Origin of the sequence: Lysinibacillus sp. NPDC056220 (assembly GCF_049315265.1) — a bacterium.
In the GTDB taxonomy this organism is placed as follows: Bacteria; Bacillota; Bacilli; order Bacillales_A; family Planococcaceae; genus Lysinibacillus; species Lysinibacillus pinottii.
In genome coordinates, this window is the sequence record NZ_JBMOXD010000012.1 from 42,011 (window position 1) to 57,587 (window position 15,577).

The window sequence follows — 15,577 nt, forward strand, 5'->3', positions numbered from 1 at the left end:
ATTATGATCAAAGGATAAATAGGTGAGTATTTTGGAAAATGTAAAAATGAATCAAGCAGCTGTGCATCTGCTAGAGGAGTGGGATCCATTCCACTTAGGTCCAGACCATTATGATACGGAAACAGCAGATGTTGTAGCGGCATTGCAAGGAATCGATGATCCGTCGACACTTGCAAAAGTTATTCAAGAAACATATGAGCATTCGTTTGAGCAATGGATTCCTTTTGAGGAATGTGTAGCCATTTCTTACAAACTGATTGCTATTAAATTTGAAGCAAAATGTATTATTTAAAATATTTTGCATATTTCCTATAAAAAAGGGGTTGTCATGTGACAACCTCTTTTTTCATCCTAATGTTGGAGGTTCTTTATTCTTATTTAAATAATGGTAAGATGCCCTGAATGAAAATAATTAATATAGCAATAGGGGACACGTAGCGAATTAACATGTACCAAATTGTAAATATCCAACTAGATGCGGCTAGCTCTTTACGTGAAATATCTTTTGTATAATAATAACCTGCAAAAATTGATATGAGCAGAGCACCAATAGGCATTCCGATGCTGTTGGTCATAAAATCAACAAAATCAAAAATAGAACGGTCTAAAATCTTCACATCTGATAGTATACCAAATGACAATGCACTAGGAATACCAACAATAAAGATAATGATGCCACCAATCCATGCAATTTTTTTCCGTTTTTCTGGCTTATCTCCGATTGCTATTGCTACGACAATTTCTAACATGGAGATGGAAGATGTAACTGTGGCAAATAGTAATAAAATAAAGAAGATGGTTAAGAAAAGAGCACCGAGAGGCAGTTGCTCGAAAACAGCCGGCAAAATAATGAATACGAGGCCAGGTCCTTGATCGGGTGTATAGCCAAGTGCGAATACTGCTGGGAAAATAACAAGACCAGCAAGTAAAGAGATGATGATGTTCATAGATGCAACATTAATGGCTGAGTTACCAATTTTTTCTGTTTTCGATAGATAGGAAGCATAGGTAATCATAACCGCAATACCAACACTTAATGAGAAAAATGCTTGTCCTAATGCCATTAAAAATGTTTCGGCATTCAGGTAAGACCAATCTGGCACAAACATAAATTTAACGCCTTCCATTGCTCCATCCAATGTTAAAGAGCGTATGACTAATATAATGAAGAAAATAAACAAGAGCGGCATCATCCATGTGCTGGCTTTTTCAATGCCACCCTTAATACCAGCTGACACAATGACTACTGTCAATAACATAAATAGCCCTTGCACAAGAACTGCTTCAAATGGACTCGCAATTATATTGCCAAATAAATCTGCAAAATTGATGTCAGAACCTGCATTCGTTAGCTTAAAAGTAAAGGCACGACCCAAATAGCTTAAAATCCACCCACCTACAACACTATAGAAAGATAAGATAAGGCCCGCAATGACCATACCGCCCCATCCAATTAAATACCATGGCTTTCCTGGCGCCTGTTCTTTAAAGGATGTGACAGCATCCTTTTGTCCACGACGACCAATCATAAACTCTGCAATGAGTACTGGTAAGCCGATAAAGAATGTACATAAAACGAATAATAAAATAAAGACACTACCACCATTAGTACCAGCCATATATGGGAATTTCCAAATGGCTCCTAGTCCTATAGCACTTCCAGCAGCAGCTAAAATAAACCCAATTTTAGTTGTAAATTGATCTCTTGATGACACAAAAATAAAGCCTCCTTATACTAAAGTTTTATTTTACCGCATTATTTTCATAACACAAGCAAATATCTGAATATTGACTAGGGTGTTTCTACACTAGTAGCCATTGAGATGGAATTTTAGTTGGATACTTCCTTTATTGGTAAAAAATCTTATTGATATGTAACAATTAGGATATTTCTGTCGTTCCATAAACAAAAGGAGGGATCGCTTTGGTAGAGGCCGATTTAATAGCAAGAGCACAGCAAGGAGACAAAGATGCCTATATCGACCTAATTCGAATTCATCAACAGACAGTTGAAAGGTTTGCCTTTCAGTGTGGCGTACATAGCAATGATTTAGCTGATGTTTCACAGGAGGTATTTGTTAAACTGTATCGCTTTTTACATCAATTTAAACAGGATCGGTTTACGACATGGCTCTATAAAATTACATTGAATGCTACACGGGATTATTATCGGAAGGAACAGAGAGAACTGGCGAAAGGGGACAAGCTTAATGCGCATCGTCAAACTATTTTTCTCTCTGCTGAAGACGATGTTCTATTATTTGAAGAAGATAGAACTTTACATAATGCTATTCAATCCCTAGATGAAAAATATCGGTACCCTATCGTACTGTATTATTTTCACGAGTTAAAATACGAAGAAATCGCAGAGGTTTTAAATATTTCATTATCAACGGTCAAAGTACGGCTATTACGTGCGAAAGAAAAGTTGAAGGCAGCATTAATGCAAGAAGGGAGTGTTGAAAATGGATGATAAACAATTTAATCAACGTATAGCACTACTGAAAAAATCCTATGAGCGAATGGAGTCAAAACTAGATCCACAACATGTACTTCAGCAAATTGAAAATGAAGATGCCATTAGGGATTCTCAAGAAACCATAAATACGATTCTAAAGTCTTCAGCAAAATGGCAAAAGCCTGCTGTTTGGATTGCTAGCATCGCCAGCGTTTTATTAGTTGGACTATTAATATCATCGTTTATGCTCCACCCATCAACTCTCGTGCATTCAAATGAAGAAAAGATAGAAAGCAGCTATGAAGAATGGTTCTCTAGCTTACAAAAGAAGTATCAAGAGAAACGTGAAAAAACACGTGTTGAGCTTGACATACCTGAGGAAGACTTTAAGAAACTCTCGTTTGTTGAATCTGCTGATTATAAATACAATGATAAAGCTAAAAATAAAAAAATAGTACTAAATAAAATGGCTTATGATCCTAAATATTTAACACAGTTAGAGCAAGAGATACTAGACAGTTTGCAAACACCTCGAGAGCTGATAGAGCGGATTGAAACGTACGAAAATCCGATGTCATTTGCCGAGTCTAGATATTTCTTTAGCATATATTACCCAACAAAAGATGTTTTGCAATATTATACAAATGAACTTTCCCAATATAATAAAGTACTGTCACAAAAAAAGAAAGATTATCCTAAAGAACTAAATCAATTAATTGCAACGGCCAAAAAACAATATTTCGAGTTGTCTTATGATGGACAAAACTATAGTTTTAGAACGAATCCGATTTTTATGAAAGATGCACCAGTATCCATTGACCGTCTTCATCCTGATATATTAGGTTATTTTAAATATTTGGCTACAGGCTCTTTATTCAATGGTGAGGATTTACGTTTTTCTGCAGAAGAATCTGCTCGTATTTTAAAATTATACGAAAGAACATTAGTTAATGATTTATCAAATTCATACCTCGATTTCCAATTGCGAAATTTAAACAAAGAGTTTGAAAATACGTGGCTTGTACTTTTGAAAGGTGATGACAAAACTAGATACTCACCAGAACATATAGAGCTATTAAATGATACGGCTAATGGGAAGTATGGGGAATCGATGCGTTTGACCGCACAATTCATCCTCGAAGAATTTAAGAGAGAAGGAACATCCAAAACCATAGACAAACTAACAAGACAGGATATTAGGATGGAGCTTTCATATTTGAGTAATGAAGTCTATATAGAAATATATGATGGTTCAACAGGTTTACAAATTGATAACCGTTGGATTATCCAAACGGAAGGTTTATACAACGCGTATGTGTCAAGTAAAGATGATACCATCCTAGATTCATTAAACCCAATGAATGTTGTGAGCCTATTCTTATATGCACAAGGAAAAGGCGATCAAGAAACAGTAAAACAGTTAGTGTCTCAAGCTGTAGATGTGGATAAATTGGTTCAATTTGATGGTATGCAACATTTTACAGTTCTATATGCAACAGATACATCCCAAACAACCATTAAAGTAGGTGTTAAACCAGAATCCATTCAAATGATTGGCCAGCGCTTAACCTTCCAATTAGGTACAGTTCCTATAGAAAAAGGAGAAAAACGTTTCATCATTACAGCTATTCCCGAATAAGGAGATTTTTTGCCCCGTTTTTACACGTATGTTATAATTTAAGCGATATATACGTAGCAAACCAAAAGAAAGTGGGCAAAGGTTATGGTAAAAAAATATGAATTAGGAGACGTGTTGACCGGAAAAGTTACAGGTATTCAACCATACGGTGCATTTGTTGCATTAGATGACAATACGCAAGGCCTTGTGCATATTTCGGAAATAACATACGGCTTTGTGAAGGACGTTAGTGAATTTTTAGCTGTTGGGCAAGAAGTAGCGGTCAAGATACTTGAAATCGATGAAGAGGCCGAAAAAATTAGTTTATCGATGAGAGCGCTACAGGAACGCCCAGTAACCGTAAGAAAAAAAGAATCACCACCACGAAAATCATTGCAGGACCGTGTAGATGAATCGGATGCGAATGGTTTTAATTCCTTAAAAGATAAATTACAGGACTGGATTGAGCAATCTGGACAATAAAAAAGCGAGGATACTTTCAGCGTGAAGGTATTCCTCGTTTTTTATTATTGCTTTTTTATTTTTCGGATTCGATATTGAAGGTTTTGTCTACTCATCCCAAGTGCATTCGCTGCTTTTGTAATATTGCCCTCATATAAATTTAAGACATTTTGCACATAATATGATTCGGCTTCGCGCAAATAAGCATCTAATGGCATGACATCGTGATTTTGATGGAACATAAAGAATTCTGGTTCACGGTTATTGGTATCTTGCTGCTGTACCTTGAAGCGGAAATGAAGCGGCAATAGATCGGAGGTAACCGTAGATTCTATCGTCATAAATGAAACAATTTCATCCAATAATAACTCGAGTTCCTTTAAATTTCCAGGCCAATCATATTGTAAGAATAATTCCTGTACATCTGGTGCTAGCTCTGTAACTTGTGAAGCAAATCGTTCTCGATGTCGGCTAAAATAATCATCCACAAATGGGAGAATATCTTCTTTTCGATCAGTTAAATTGGGAATCGTAATAGCCATCGTTGCAAAGAAATAATAAAGTGATTTGGACAGTTTTTTTTCAGCAATTAATGTAATCGGATCGCTACCTACACTGCCAATTAACATATACTTGGACTGCGGTAGAGATTGGAGTATATCTAATAGCTGTTCTTGAATGTCTAAGCTCAAAAAATCAATGCGCTCAAAGAAAAAGGTATAGTCTTTATCTTCTTCTAAAAGCTGATTTAATTTATCAAGCACCGATTGAGCTGAACGACGACTAACGAGTGTCATAAAGGCTTCAGGATCTGGTGAAGCTGCGTGGTGGATGCCTTCAGCTACTAAATCCTTGCCTGTCCCGGATTCCCCAATTAATAATACCGGTAATTTTACAGCCGCTGCTTTTTTAGCATTTTCGATGACTTGCTTCATTGCTTCAGATTTAGCTTTTATCATGTCAAACGTCAAAGGCTCATCATAACGACGAAGGGGTTGATAAACAAGCTTTTCCAATGATGTAATATCACGTGCAAATTCTATTGCACCAATTAGTTTTCCTTCTACAATAAGTGGAAAAGTATCATTAATGGTTGTAATTTCATGGCCATTTTTATTCCAATAGGTTTGTTTAACATTAATTTCTTTCTTTCCGGTTTGCAATACACGCATTAATGTACTTTCGTGCTGACGGAAGGAAAACATTTCAATAATCGAACGATCCGCAAGTTCATCAAAATGGAATCCTTCAATTTCTTTCATTTTTGTATTATAAATAATCGTCTTGCCGGATAGGTCTACTGCATGAATACCAACGGATACATTTGTTGCAATAAACTCATAAAAAGGTAGTAAAGGTTCAGAATTTTTCATAAAAATGTGCACCTCAAAAATTTTTTACTTGAAATATGCAACGAAATTTTGCATTATAATAAGTGTAAGAATATTTTATACGCAAAGATATTTTGCGTCAATGTTTTTTGCATACCCAAATACATCTCACAAGGGAGGATTAAGTATGATTCCATACAAACACGAACCATTCACAGATTTTTCACAAGAGGCAAACTACAATGCTTATGTAGAGGCTTTAAATAAAGTTGAAGGTTACTTAGGGCAAGACTACCCACTTATTATCGGTGGTGAGCGTATTACAACGGAAGATAAAATTGTTTCGTACAATCCTGCAAAGAAAACAGAAGTTATCGGCCGTGTGTCAAAAGCAAGCAAAGATTTAGCTGAAAAAGCGATGCAAGCAGCAGATGAAACATTCAAAACTTGGAAAAAGGTAGATCCGGCTATTCGTGCAGACGTTCTTTTCAAAGCAGCAGCTATTATTCGTCGTCGTAAACATGAATTCTCAGCATTATTAACAAAAGAAGCTGGGAAACCATGGGCTGAGGCAGATGCAGATACAGCAGAAGCAATCGACTTCTTAGAATACTATGGTCGCCAAATGCTACGTATTAAAAACGGTCAACCAGTAGAAAGCCGTCCAGGTGAATACAACCGCTATGACTATATTCCACTAGGAATCGGTATCGTCATCTCACCTTGGAACTTCCCATTTGCGATTATGGCTGGTACAACAGTGGCTGCTTTAGTAACAGGTAACACAGTATTACTAAAACCAGCTTCTACAACACCAGTAGTGGCATATAAATTTATCGAAGTATTAGAAGAAGCAGGTCTTCCAGCAGGAGCTGTTAACTTTGTACCAGGTTCTGGTGCAGAAGTGGGCGACTACTTAGTGGATCACCCAAAAACTCGTTTCATCAGCTTCACAGGTTCACGTGATGTTGGTTTACGTATTAACCAACGAGCATCTGTCCTAAATGATGGTCAAATTTGGATCAAACGCGTTATCGCTGAAATGGGCGGTAAAGATACAATCGTTGTCGATAAAGAAGCAGATCTTGAATTAGCTGCACAATCGATCGTGAAATCAGCATTTGGTTTCTCAGGTCAAAAATGTTCAGCATGTTCTCGTGCTGTTATCGTAGAAGATGTGTATGACCAAGTAGTGAACCGTGTAGAAGAGTTAACAAACGCACTAACAGTTGGAGATCCAACAGATTTCAGCAACTTCATGGCAACGGTTATTGACCAAGCAGCATTCAATAAAATTACGGAATACATCGAAATCGGTAAAGGCGAAGGTCGTCTAGTAGCTGGTGGTACAGCAGATGATTCAGTAGGCTACTTCGTACAACCAACTGTATTTGCGGACGTAGAGCCTTCTGCACGCATTATGAAAGAAGAAATCTTCGGACCAGTAGTAGCGATTGCAAAAGCAAAGGATTTCGATCATGCGATTGAAATTGCGAACGATACAGAATACGGTTTAACAGGTGCTGTCATTACGACAAACCGCATGAACTTAGAAAAAGCACGTGAAGAATTCCATGTTGGAAACCTTTACTTCAACCGTGGCTGTACAGGTGCGATTGTTGGCTACCAACCATTTGGTGGCTTCAACATGTCAGGTACAGACTCAAAAGCTGGTGGCCCAGACTACCTACAACTTCACATGCAAGCAAAAACAACTTCTGAAATGCTTTAATTTTACATGGACGTTAGGGCTATTTAATAAGTAGTAATTGAAGCATTGTGACAGAATTTGTGAAACTTCTCCAGGTAATATTGCCTCTCGCTATACCATAGACACTTATGAGGTAGTTACTTGGGGGGAGTTTGCAAATTTAGCGTTTTAATTGTTACTAAATTAATTAGTTACTTACCGAAATACATAGTCCTTTCTTCCATAGATTTTTTATCATCATTTAGTAAGGAGAGAATAGAATATGACAAAAACTCAACAAGTTATTGAACAAACACAAAATTATGGTGCAGCAAACTATCATCCACTGCCGATCGTAATTTCAGAGGCTGAGGGTGCTTGGGTTAAAGATCCAGAAGGCAACAAATATTTAGATATGTTATCAGCTTATTCAGCTGTAAACCAAGGACACCGTCACCCAAAAATTATCGCTGCTTTAAAAGAGCAAGCTGATAAAGTAACATTAACTTCACGTGCATTCTACAGCGAAAACCTTGGTGAATGGTATGAGCTAGTAGGAAAGTTAACAAATAAAGAAATGGTATTACCAATGAATACAGGTGCTGAAGCAGTAGAGACTGCTTTTAAAGCAGCTCGTCGTTGGGCATATGATGTAAAAGGCGTAGAAGAAGGCAAGGCAGAAGTTATTGCATGTAATGGTAACTTCCATGGTCGTACAATGCTTGCTGTATCTCTTTCTTCTGATGAGGAATATCGTCGTGGATTCGGTCCAATGTTACCAAACGTTAAATTAGTAGACTACGGTAATCTTGAAGCATTAAAAGCGGCTATTACACCAAACACAGCAGCATTCTTAATTGAACCAATTCAAGGTGAAGCTGGTATTGTCATTCCAACAGAGGGCTTCCTAAAAGCAGCTCGCGAACTTTGCCGTGAAAACAACGTATTATTCATTGCTGACGAAATCCAAGCAGGTTTAGCACGTACTGGTAAAATGTTTGCTTGTGATTGGGAAGAAGTAGAACCAGATATGTACATCTTAGGTAAAGCACTAGGCGGCGGTGTATTCCCAATTTCTTGTGTAGCTGCAAACCGTAACATTTTAGGTGTATTTAATCCAGGTTCACACGGATCAACTTTCGGTGGAAATCCTTTAGCTTGTGCAGTTTCAATTGCATCTATTAAAGTATTATTAGATGAAAAATTAGCTGAACGTTCACATGATCTTGGTGAATACTTCAAAGGTAAGTTAAAAGAAATTAACAACCCAGTTATTAAAGAAGTACGTGGTCGTGGTTTATTCATTGGTATAGAATTAACAGAGGCAGCTCGTCCATACTGTGAAAAACTAAAAGAATTAGGTTTATTATGTAAAGAAACACATGATACAGTTATTCGTTTTGCTCCACCACTTGTTATTTCACAAGAGGATTTAGATTGGTCAATCGAACAAATTGAAAAAGTATTTAAACTTTAACAAAATGTTCACATTTTAATTCGGAAGTATGTTACAATGATGCCGATATACTATCATTAAATAAAACAAAGAGGCGATTTAATAATGTCTGAAAACTTAAATCTTTTCACATCAACACAAGATGTCATTCAAGATGCTCTAAACAAACTTGGCTATGATGAAGCAATGTATGAATTACTAAAAGAACCGCTTCGCATGCTCCAAGTACGTATCCCGGTGAAAATGGATGATGGTACAACAAAAGTATTCACAGGTTACCGTGCACAACATAACGATGCTGTAGGACCAACTAAAGGTGGAGTTCGTTTCCACCCACAAGTGTCTGAGGAGGAAGTTAAAGCGCTTTCAATGTGGATGACATTGAAGTGTGGTATTGTCGATCTACCATATGGCGGTGGTAAAGGCGGTGTCATCTGTGACCCTCGTCAAATGTCTATGGGCGAAATCGAGCGTTTAAGCCGCGGTTACGTTCGTGCTGTAAGTCAAATCGTAGGACCAACAAAAGACATTCCTGCACCAGACGTATTTACAAATGCACAAATTATGGCATGGATGATGGATGAGTATAGCCGTATGGATGAATTTAACTCACCAGGCTTTATCACAGGTAAGCCATTAGTTCTTGGTGGTTCACAAGGTCGTGACCGTGCGACTGCACAAGGTGTTACAATTGTAATCGAAGAAGCAGCGAAAAAACGTGGTATTGATATTAAAGGTGCGCGAGTTGTTATTCAAGGATTTGGTAACGCAGGTAGCTTCCTTGCGAAATTTATGCATGATTTAGGTGCAAAGGTAATCGGTATTTCAGATGCTTATGGTGCACTTCATGATCCAGAAGGTTTAGATATCGACTACTTATTAGATCGTCGTGATAGCTTTGGTACTGTAACAACTTTATTTGAAAACACGATTTCAAATAAAGAATTATTAGAACTTGATTGTGATATTTTAGTGCCTGCTGCGATTGAGAACCAAATTACTGCTGACAATGCACACAATATTAAAGCTGATATCGTAGTAGAAGCAGCAAATGGACCAACAACTGCTGAAGCAACTAAAATCCTGACAGAACGTGGCATTTTACTTGTGCCAGACGTATTAGCATCTGCTGGTGGTGTTACAGTTTCTTACTTCGAATGGGTACAAAATAACCAAGGTTATTATTGGACAGAAGAAGAGGTTGAAGAACGTCTATACAAAAAAATGGTAGAAGCATTTGATAATGTTTATACAACAGCTACAACACGTAACATTAACATGCGCTTAGCTGCTTATATGGTAGGTGTTCGCCGCACTGCAGAAGCTTCACGCTTCCGTGGATGGGTTTAAAATAAGTTCAATCTAAAACGAGTTTCTCCTATTGTAATGGGAGGACTCGTTTTTTTATATTTACATGAATGGGAAGCTAAGAGGCATTCAATTAAACAGATGTACTAAATTCTTTAATAAATTAAAGAGACCGTCCAAACCGAAACTAATTAACAGAGTTGTGCTATACTGCACCAAACGTTATCTTTGCTTTCTTTAATATAAATATGAGAAAATCCAACTAGAAAGGGGCGAATTAAATGGATTCATTTACATTTTTTAACCCAGTGAAACTGCATTTTGGTGAAGATGCGCTGGAAAAGTTACCAAAGGAATTAGAGCAGTATGGAAAAAAAGTATTGGTTGTATATGGTGGTGGTAGCATCAAGACAAATGGTGTTTACGACGCTGTTATCGAGAAATTACAACAAGCAGATAAAACAATTTTTGAATTAAGTGGGGTAGAACCTAATCCTCGTGTGGAAACAGCTAGACGTGGTATTGAAATTTGTAAAACAGAAGGAATCGACTTAGTTCTTGCGGTTGGTGGTGGTTCTGTAATTGATTGTTCCAAATTAATTGTTGCTGGTGCAAAATATGATGGAGACGCATGGGATATCGTTAAACGTAAGGTTTTGGTGGAACAAGCTCTACCATTAGGAACCGTGTTAACATTGGCTGCTACAGGCTCTGAAATGAACTCTGGATCGGTTATTACTAACGCTGCTACTGAAGAAAAATTAGGCTGGGGTAGCCCTGCGGCATTCCCGAAATTTTCAATATTAAATCCTGCGTATACGGTGAGTGTACCTAAAAATCATACGGTTTATGGAATCGTTGATATGATGTCACATATATTCGAACAGTACTTCCATAATACAACGAATACACCAATCACTGATGAAATGTGTGAGGGGGTATTACGGACGGTTATTAAGACAGCACCTAAATTATTAGAGGATCTAGAGAATACACAGTTACGTGAAACGATTCTATTAGCAGGAACAATTGGATTAAATGGATTCTTATCAATCGGTTCTCGTGGAGACTGGGCATCTCATAATATCGAGCATGCTGTATCGGCGGTTTATGATATTCCGCATGCGGGTGGTTTAGCTATTCTTCAGCCGCATTGGATGCGTTTAAGTGTACCAGTGAATCCTGAACGCTTTGCGGGTATAGCAACACGAGTATTCGGAGTGGATGCAACAGATAAAACGGTAGAAGAGGTTGCTTATGAAGGGATTGATCGCTTGTCAGCATTTTGGTCATCGTTAGGGGCACCGAATCGTTTAGCTGATTATAATATCGATGATTCGAAATTCCAACAGATTGTAGAGCATGCTATGCATAATGGTCCTTTTGGAAACTTCCATCAGTTACAAGAAAAAGATGTACGAACAATTTTACAAAATTCTCTTTAAGATAATGATTGAGTGTGAGGCTGTGTAGTTAGCCTCACACTTTTTTGTTAAAAGTTAAGAAAAATTAGTCAGCTGAATAGTTTGTATAGGACTTTAAGAAAGTCTCTACACCATTTTTTTGATAACGGCGAACCCATTCAGTCACACCGATATCTTTCGCAATTTCAAGCATGGTTTCATATCCATTTAAATATCGTTGAACTGCTTGAATACGTTGTTCAACACTTACTTTTCCCATAAAAAAACCCGTAAAAGTTAGATTGATGTCTAACTTTTACGGGGCTGTTTAAAACAAGGCAATTGGCTTGTTAGCTTTTAGTTTTAATGGTCAGGTCTTTCACCAAGATGTATCCAGCTAGCTTTTCCGTCATCTTCATCAAATAAAATGGCGACCTTTGATACACCCTTCTGACTTAATATAACTTCTGTTAAATGATCTCGAACATCGTCTAAAAATGCTAAGGATAGTTTAGGGTCAGCTTCTGCCACTAATTCAACATGTAAAAACTCCCCTTCTTTAATAACTTCAAGGCGTACAATATCTTTAATATTTGGATCATCCATTACAAGGTGGGCGATATGATTTAACATTTCTTCATCTGTCTCACCGATTACACCACGAGCATTGTCCAAGAATACTTTACCAACAACATAAAACATCATGGCCCCAATAATCATCGAAACAAGACCTTCTATTCTAGTCCAACCTGTAAAATGAGCGATTACAATAGCAATGAAGGCCAAAATATTTCCGCTTGTAGCGACTAAATCTTCCATAAAAACTAATTTAGTCGCAGGTTTTGCACGATTTAAATAATTGAAAGCTTTTGGAATAGTTGTAATACCTGCTTTTTCCTGCCCAGCTTCATGTAATACTTCTACAGCGGCTTTTGCAAGTACTGTTCCTTCTAAAACAATACCTATGAATAATACTCCAAGAGCAATGAGTACCCCGCTCGATTCTCCAGTAGGATGGATAAAATGATGCCATCCTTCCTTGATTGTTTCATAGGAAAGAATTGCTACGATAATAACTGCAAATAAGCATACTAAATTGACAATACGACCGAAGCCACTAGGGAATTTTTTTGTAGGTGCTTTTTTAGATAGAGCGGAACCAATATACACGAACAATTGGTTTGCTGCATCTCCAAGTGAATGCATCATTTCTGCGAACATAGCTACATTACCTGTTAAGAAAAAGGCAATGCCTTTAATAATACCTAAAAAGGCATTGACACAAGCCGCCATCAGGGAAGGTTTGTTGCCATCCTTTAGTAGTTTAAATAATTCTCCCATAAAAAATCCTCCAACTAGTTTAAAATTTCCATTTCGATTTTTTCAATATATGATAATGTTCGTAATGAACGGTAAAACGACAGTAAATTATCAGAGACAATTAAGGACAAACGTAAATCCAACTCATGTAAAACAGTATCATTTTTTAAAGGTACATCTTTAATACGGATATTTTCGATGATGATATTGTTGTTTTTAAGGAATAGCAGAAAGGATTCCGTATGTTTATCATCATCTATTTGAACTTTTAATAAAATCTCTCTCATGCGAATACGTTTTGGTCCAATTTTCATTAGGAAAGGGGAGAGAATTTCAATTCCGAATACAATAATAATCACAGCTAACGTGGCATCCATATAAAAACCAGCGCCTACAGCGATTCCAATGCCGGCAGCTCCCCATATCATGGCTGCAGTTGTTAAACCAGAAATGCTATCATTACCACGTCTTAAAATTACGCCTGCTCCTAGAAATCCAATACCACTGACAATTTGAGCAGCTAAGCGAAGGGGATCCATTGTAATATTAATATCTTCTCTAGAAGGGGTGGAGTAAGCTGTTTCAATGGAAATAATGGTTAGCAAACAGCTGAATGTTGCTATGACTAAACTGGTCTTTAATCCAACTGGTTTCTTCTTTAATTCCCTTTCAATTCCGATTACTAAACTTAATGTGGCTGCTAAAACTAATTTTATGCCAACTTCATATGTAATCATATTTTCCAATAATGTTCCCATACACAACCCTCCATAGATATTTCGCATTGCTAAGAGATATGCAAGCAGTCATTATTATATGTGCATTACTTTTTTGTATTGTACAACATGGAAGGGAGGAAATATATGTGTTTTATTTTATAGAAATCTAAAATTCATCTATACATCCATATCGTAATTGGTATCACAATGATTAAAGGTCGATTATTTATGTAAAACATGCATCTGAGGAAGTTGAGAGCGTTGCATTTTCTCATATGCTCTTTTCTAATTTAATTATGGCACCATTGTTTTTAGAGGAATGAACAATGGAGTTATTGATATGAAGCGAGCGAAATAGGTGTTTCTTTAGGTTGTAGGAATTATTTTAGGCTGTTTTTTTACATATTGTCAAAAAACAATCGGAATAGAGCGTACTAATGGTACTAGTCCTAGACATGGTGCATAAAATCAAGACGTGCCAGCCAAGATTAAAATAGATTCATGACAATTAGCTATGGGAATATTTAAATAGAAATGATAATGGAAGATGAAACAAGTAGCGTGCTTGCTACAAGAATTGATGATGGATATGCCGAGGTTCCTATATAAATTACATTTCCAAAAACTATATTTTATTCACATAAAATGGTATAATGAATGGGTAACTAGATAGAGGTTTCATGGGCGGTAAGCATACATTCTTCACCCGTTTTTCAGGTATCTGGAGGGGAAGGAGGTGTTGCTAATGACAACTTACGAGGCAATGTCCTTAATGATCAGTTTTAGCGGATTGATCGTTTCGGTAATCGTTCTGTCATTTACTTTTTCTCAGAAAAAAAAGTAAACCGCCCCTGCCCTCCAAGCATGTGAGTGGTTTACTCCTTCATTATGCAAATCGCCTTTGAAGCGATTCGTCGGTTACATGACCATTTGGTGGTGACACACCAAGTGGTCCTTTTTTTATATCCATCTTCATGAAAAATTATAACATGCATTCTTAAATTACTCAAATTAATTGGAAATGAGTACAATTCTAAATTTCAAAGGACACAAGGAATAAGAGAAAAACTTTAAGTGATATAAAAAGTATGTTTTGTTTTCCCTATTTAGATATGTCGAAACTCAGATTAAAGATAACCATTGATTTTTTAGTTGTAATCTGGGGATGCGCTCGTCACGTGTGCACTTGTTACATCTTATTGTATAATAGGATGGGATATACGTAGAGATGATCGTTTGTTACTAATATAATAGTTGTCTATGTTGGAAGTATGATCAATTTATTTATCTATAAAATCTAAAAGACGCACAGAAGGACCGTATAATGGATGGGTTATGTTTTTTATTAATAGCGTTAATACCTAACTTATTTGGTCAACCTTTTGTTTAGTTGGCTATGGTTCTAAACCTGTTGGTACTGTTATTTAAATGGTTGGATATTCTTTTAGTAGGAAGCATTCTATTTCCTTGCTATCAATATAAAAAAGATTTTTAACTTTTTTTAAGAAAATGCTTGATTTTTAAAATGCTATATTATATATTATTACTTGTCCTTAACAAGAAGAAACGCTTTGAAATTTTAAAAACAAAAAAGTTGTTGACTTCCTGTTATAAATAAGTTATCATAATGAAGTCGCTAAAAACGACTAAGATAATTATGAACCTTGAAAACTGAACAAGCAAAACGTAATCAATAAAGTTTTAAGTAGCTAGCCTAGCTAGTGAACGAAACAAAATTTTGGACATCAAAATGATGCCAGCAAAACAATTTGAGCTAATCAAATTTCTTTTATGGAGAGTTTGATCCTGGCT

At 36.6% G+C, this 15,577-nt stretch carries 14 protein-coding genes; 9 read left to right on the forward strand and 5 right to left on the reverse strand.

Annotation, left to right across the window (positions count from 1 at the left end; translation table 11 throughout):
* The first annotated feature begins 31 nt into the window (after window positions 1–31).
* Complete coding sequence (locus tag ACOZBY_RS21025; RefSeq protein WP_031418535.1) at window positions 32–292, forward strand: DUF1871 family protein; 261 nt, start codon at window positions 32–34, stop codon at window positions 290–292.
* Between the two features lie 82 nt (window positions 293–374).
* On the opposite strand, the gene ACOZBY_RS21030 is transcribed toward ACOZBY_RS21025, so the two are convergent.
* Complete coding sequence (locus ACOZBY_RS21030) at window positions 375–1,715, reverse strand: sodium-dependent transporter (protein WP_012292391.1); 1,341 nt, start codon at window positions 1,713–1,715, stop codon at window positions 375–377.
* A 209-nt stretch (window positions 1,716–1,924) separates the two neighbouring features.
* On the opposite strand from ACOZBY_RS21030, the gene ACOZBY_RS21035 reads away from it, so the two are divergent.
* From ACOZBY_RS21035 to yugI, 3 genes are all read left to right on the forward strand, one after another.
* The gene (locus ACOZBY_RS21035; protein WP_012292392.1) at window positions 1,925–2,473 is read left to right on the forward strand and encodes an RNA polymerase sigma factor; all 549 of its coding nucleotides are present in this window, start codon (window positions 1,925–1,927) and stop codon (window positions 2,471–2,473) included.
* Entirely contained in the window at window positions 2,466–4,097 is a 1,632-nt protein-coding gene (locus ACOZBY_RS21040; RefSeq protein ID WP_012292393.1) for a hypothetical protein, read from the forward strand. Before ACOZBY_RS21035 ends, ACOZBY_RS21040 begins: the two co-directional genes overlap by 8 nt.
* An 84-nt stretch (window positions 4,098–4,181) precedes the next feature.
* Window positions 4,182–4,559, forward strand: coding sequence for a S1 domain-containing post-transcriptional regulator GSP13 (yugI, locus tag ACOZBY_RS21045; protein WP_012292394.1), 378 nt, complete (start codon window positions 4,182–4,184; stop codon window positions 4,557–4,559).
* Window positions 4,560–4,603: 44 nt separating this feature from the next.
* On the opposite strand, the gene ACOZBY_RS21050 is transcribed toward yugI, so the two are convergent.
* Window positions 4,604–5,911 carry a sigma-54-dependent Fis family transcriptional regulator gene (locus tag ACOZBY_RS21050; RefSeq protein WP_012292395.1) on the reverse strand — a complete coding sequence of 436 codons (1,308 nt, stop codon included), beginning with the start codon at window positions 5,909–5,911 and terminating at the stop codon, window positions 4,604–4,606.
* A 145-nt stretch (window positions 5,912–6,056) separates the two neighbouring features.
* On the opposite strand from ACOZBY_RS21050, the gene pruA reads away from it, so the two are divergent.
* The 4 genes from pruA to ACOZBY_RS21070 all read left to right on the forward strand — a co-directional run bounded on the left by pruA (window position 6,057) and on the right by ACOZBY_RS21070 (window position 11,768).
* Window positions 6,057–7,601: an L-glutamate gamma-semialdehyde dehydrogenase gene (gene pruA / locus ACOZBY_RS21055; protein ID WP_012292396.1), complete on the forward strand. Its 1,545-nt coding sequence runs from the start codon at window positions 6,057–6,059 to the stop codon at window positions 7,599–7,601.
* Between the two features lie 241 nt (window positions 7,602–7,842).
* A complete protein-coding gene (locus ACOZBY_RS21060; RefSeq protein WP_422762655.1) occupies window positions 7,843–9,036 on the forward strand; it encodes an ornithine--oxo-acid transaminase in 1,194 nt (397 codons plus the stop codon).
* 84 nt (window positions 9,037–9,120) lie between these two features.
* Window positions 9,121–10,365: a Glu/Leu/Phe/Val family dehydrogenase gene (locus ACOZBY_RS21065; RefSeq protein WP_012292398.1), complete on the forward strand. Its 1,245-nt coding sequence runs from the start codon at window positions 9,121–9,123 to the stop codon at window positions 10,363–10,365.
* A 239-nt stretch (window positions 10,366–10,604) separates the two neighbouring features.
* Window positions 10,605–11,768, forward strand: a complete 1,164-nt coding sequence (locus ACOZBY_RS21070; RefSeq protein ID WP_422762656.1) for an iron-containing alcohol dehydrogenase — start codon at window positions 10,605–10,607, stop codon at window positions 11,766–11,768.
* A gap of 64 nt (window positions 11,769–11,832) precedes the next feature.
* Here ACOZBY_RS21070 and ACOZBY_RS21075 read toward each other — a convergent pair whose 3' ends face one another.
* From ACOZBY_RS21075 to ACOZBY_RS21085, 3 genes are all read right to left on the reverse strand, one after another.
* A complete protein-coding gene (locus ACOZBY_RS21075; RefSeq protein ID WP_012292400.1) occupies window positions 11,833–12,006 on the reverse strand; it encodes a helix-turn-helix domain-containing protein in 174 nt (57 codons plus the stop codon).
* An 83-nt stretch (window positions 12,007–12,089) separates the two neighbouring features.
* Window positions 12,090–13,067 (reverse strand): cation diffusion facilitator family transporter, encoded by a 978-nt coding sequence (locus tag ACOZBY_RS21080; RefSeq protein ID WP_012292401.1) that lies wholly within the window; start codon window positions 13,065–13,067, stop codon window positions 12,090–12,092.
* Between the two features lie 14 nt (window positions 13,068–13,081).
* Window positions 13,082–13,804, reverse strand: coding sequence for an MgtC/SapB family protein (locus tag ACOZBY_RS21085; protein ID WP_012292402.1), 723 nt, complete (start codon window positions 13,802–13,804; stop codon window positions 13,082–13,084).
* Window positions 13,805–14,510: 706 nt separating this feature from the next.
* On the opposite strand from ACOZBY_RS21085, the gene ACOZBY_RS21090 reads away from it, so the two are divergent.
* Window positions 14,511–14,609 (forward strand): putative holin-like toxin, encoded by a 99-nt coding sequence (locus tag ACOZBY_RS21090; RefSeq protein WP_220273102.1) that lies wholly within the window; start codon window positions 14,511–14,513, stop codon window positions 14,607–14,609.
* Window positions 14,610–15,577 lie beyond the last annotated feature (968 nt).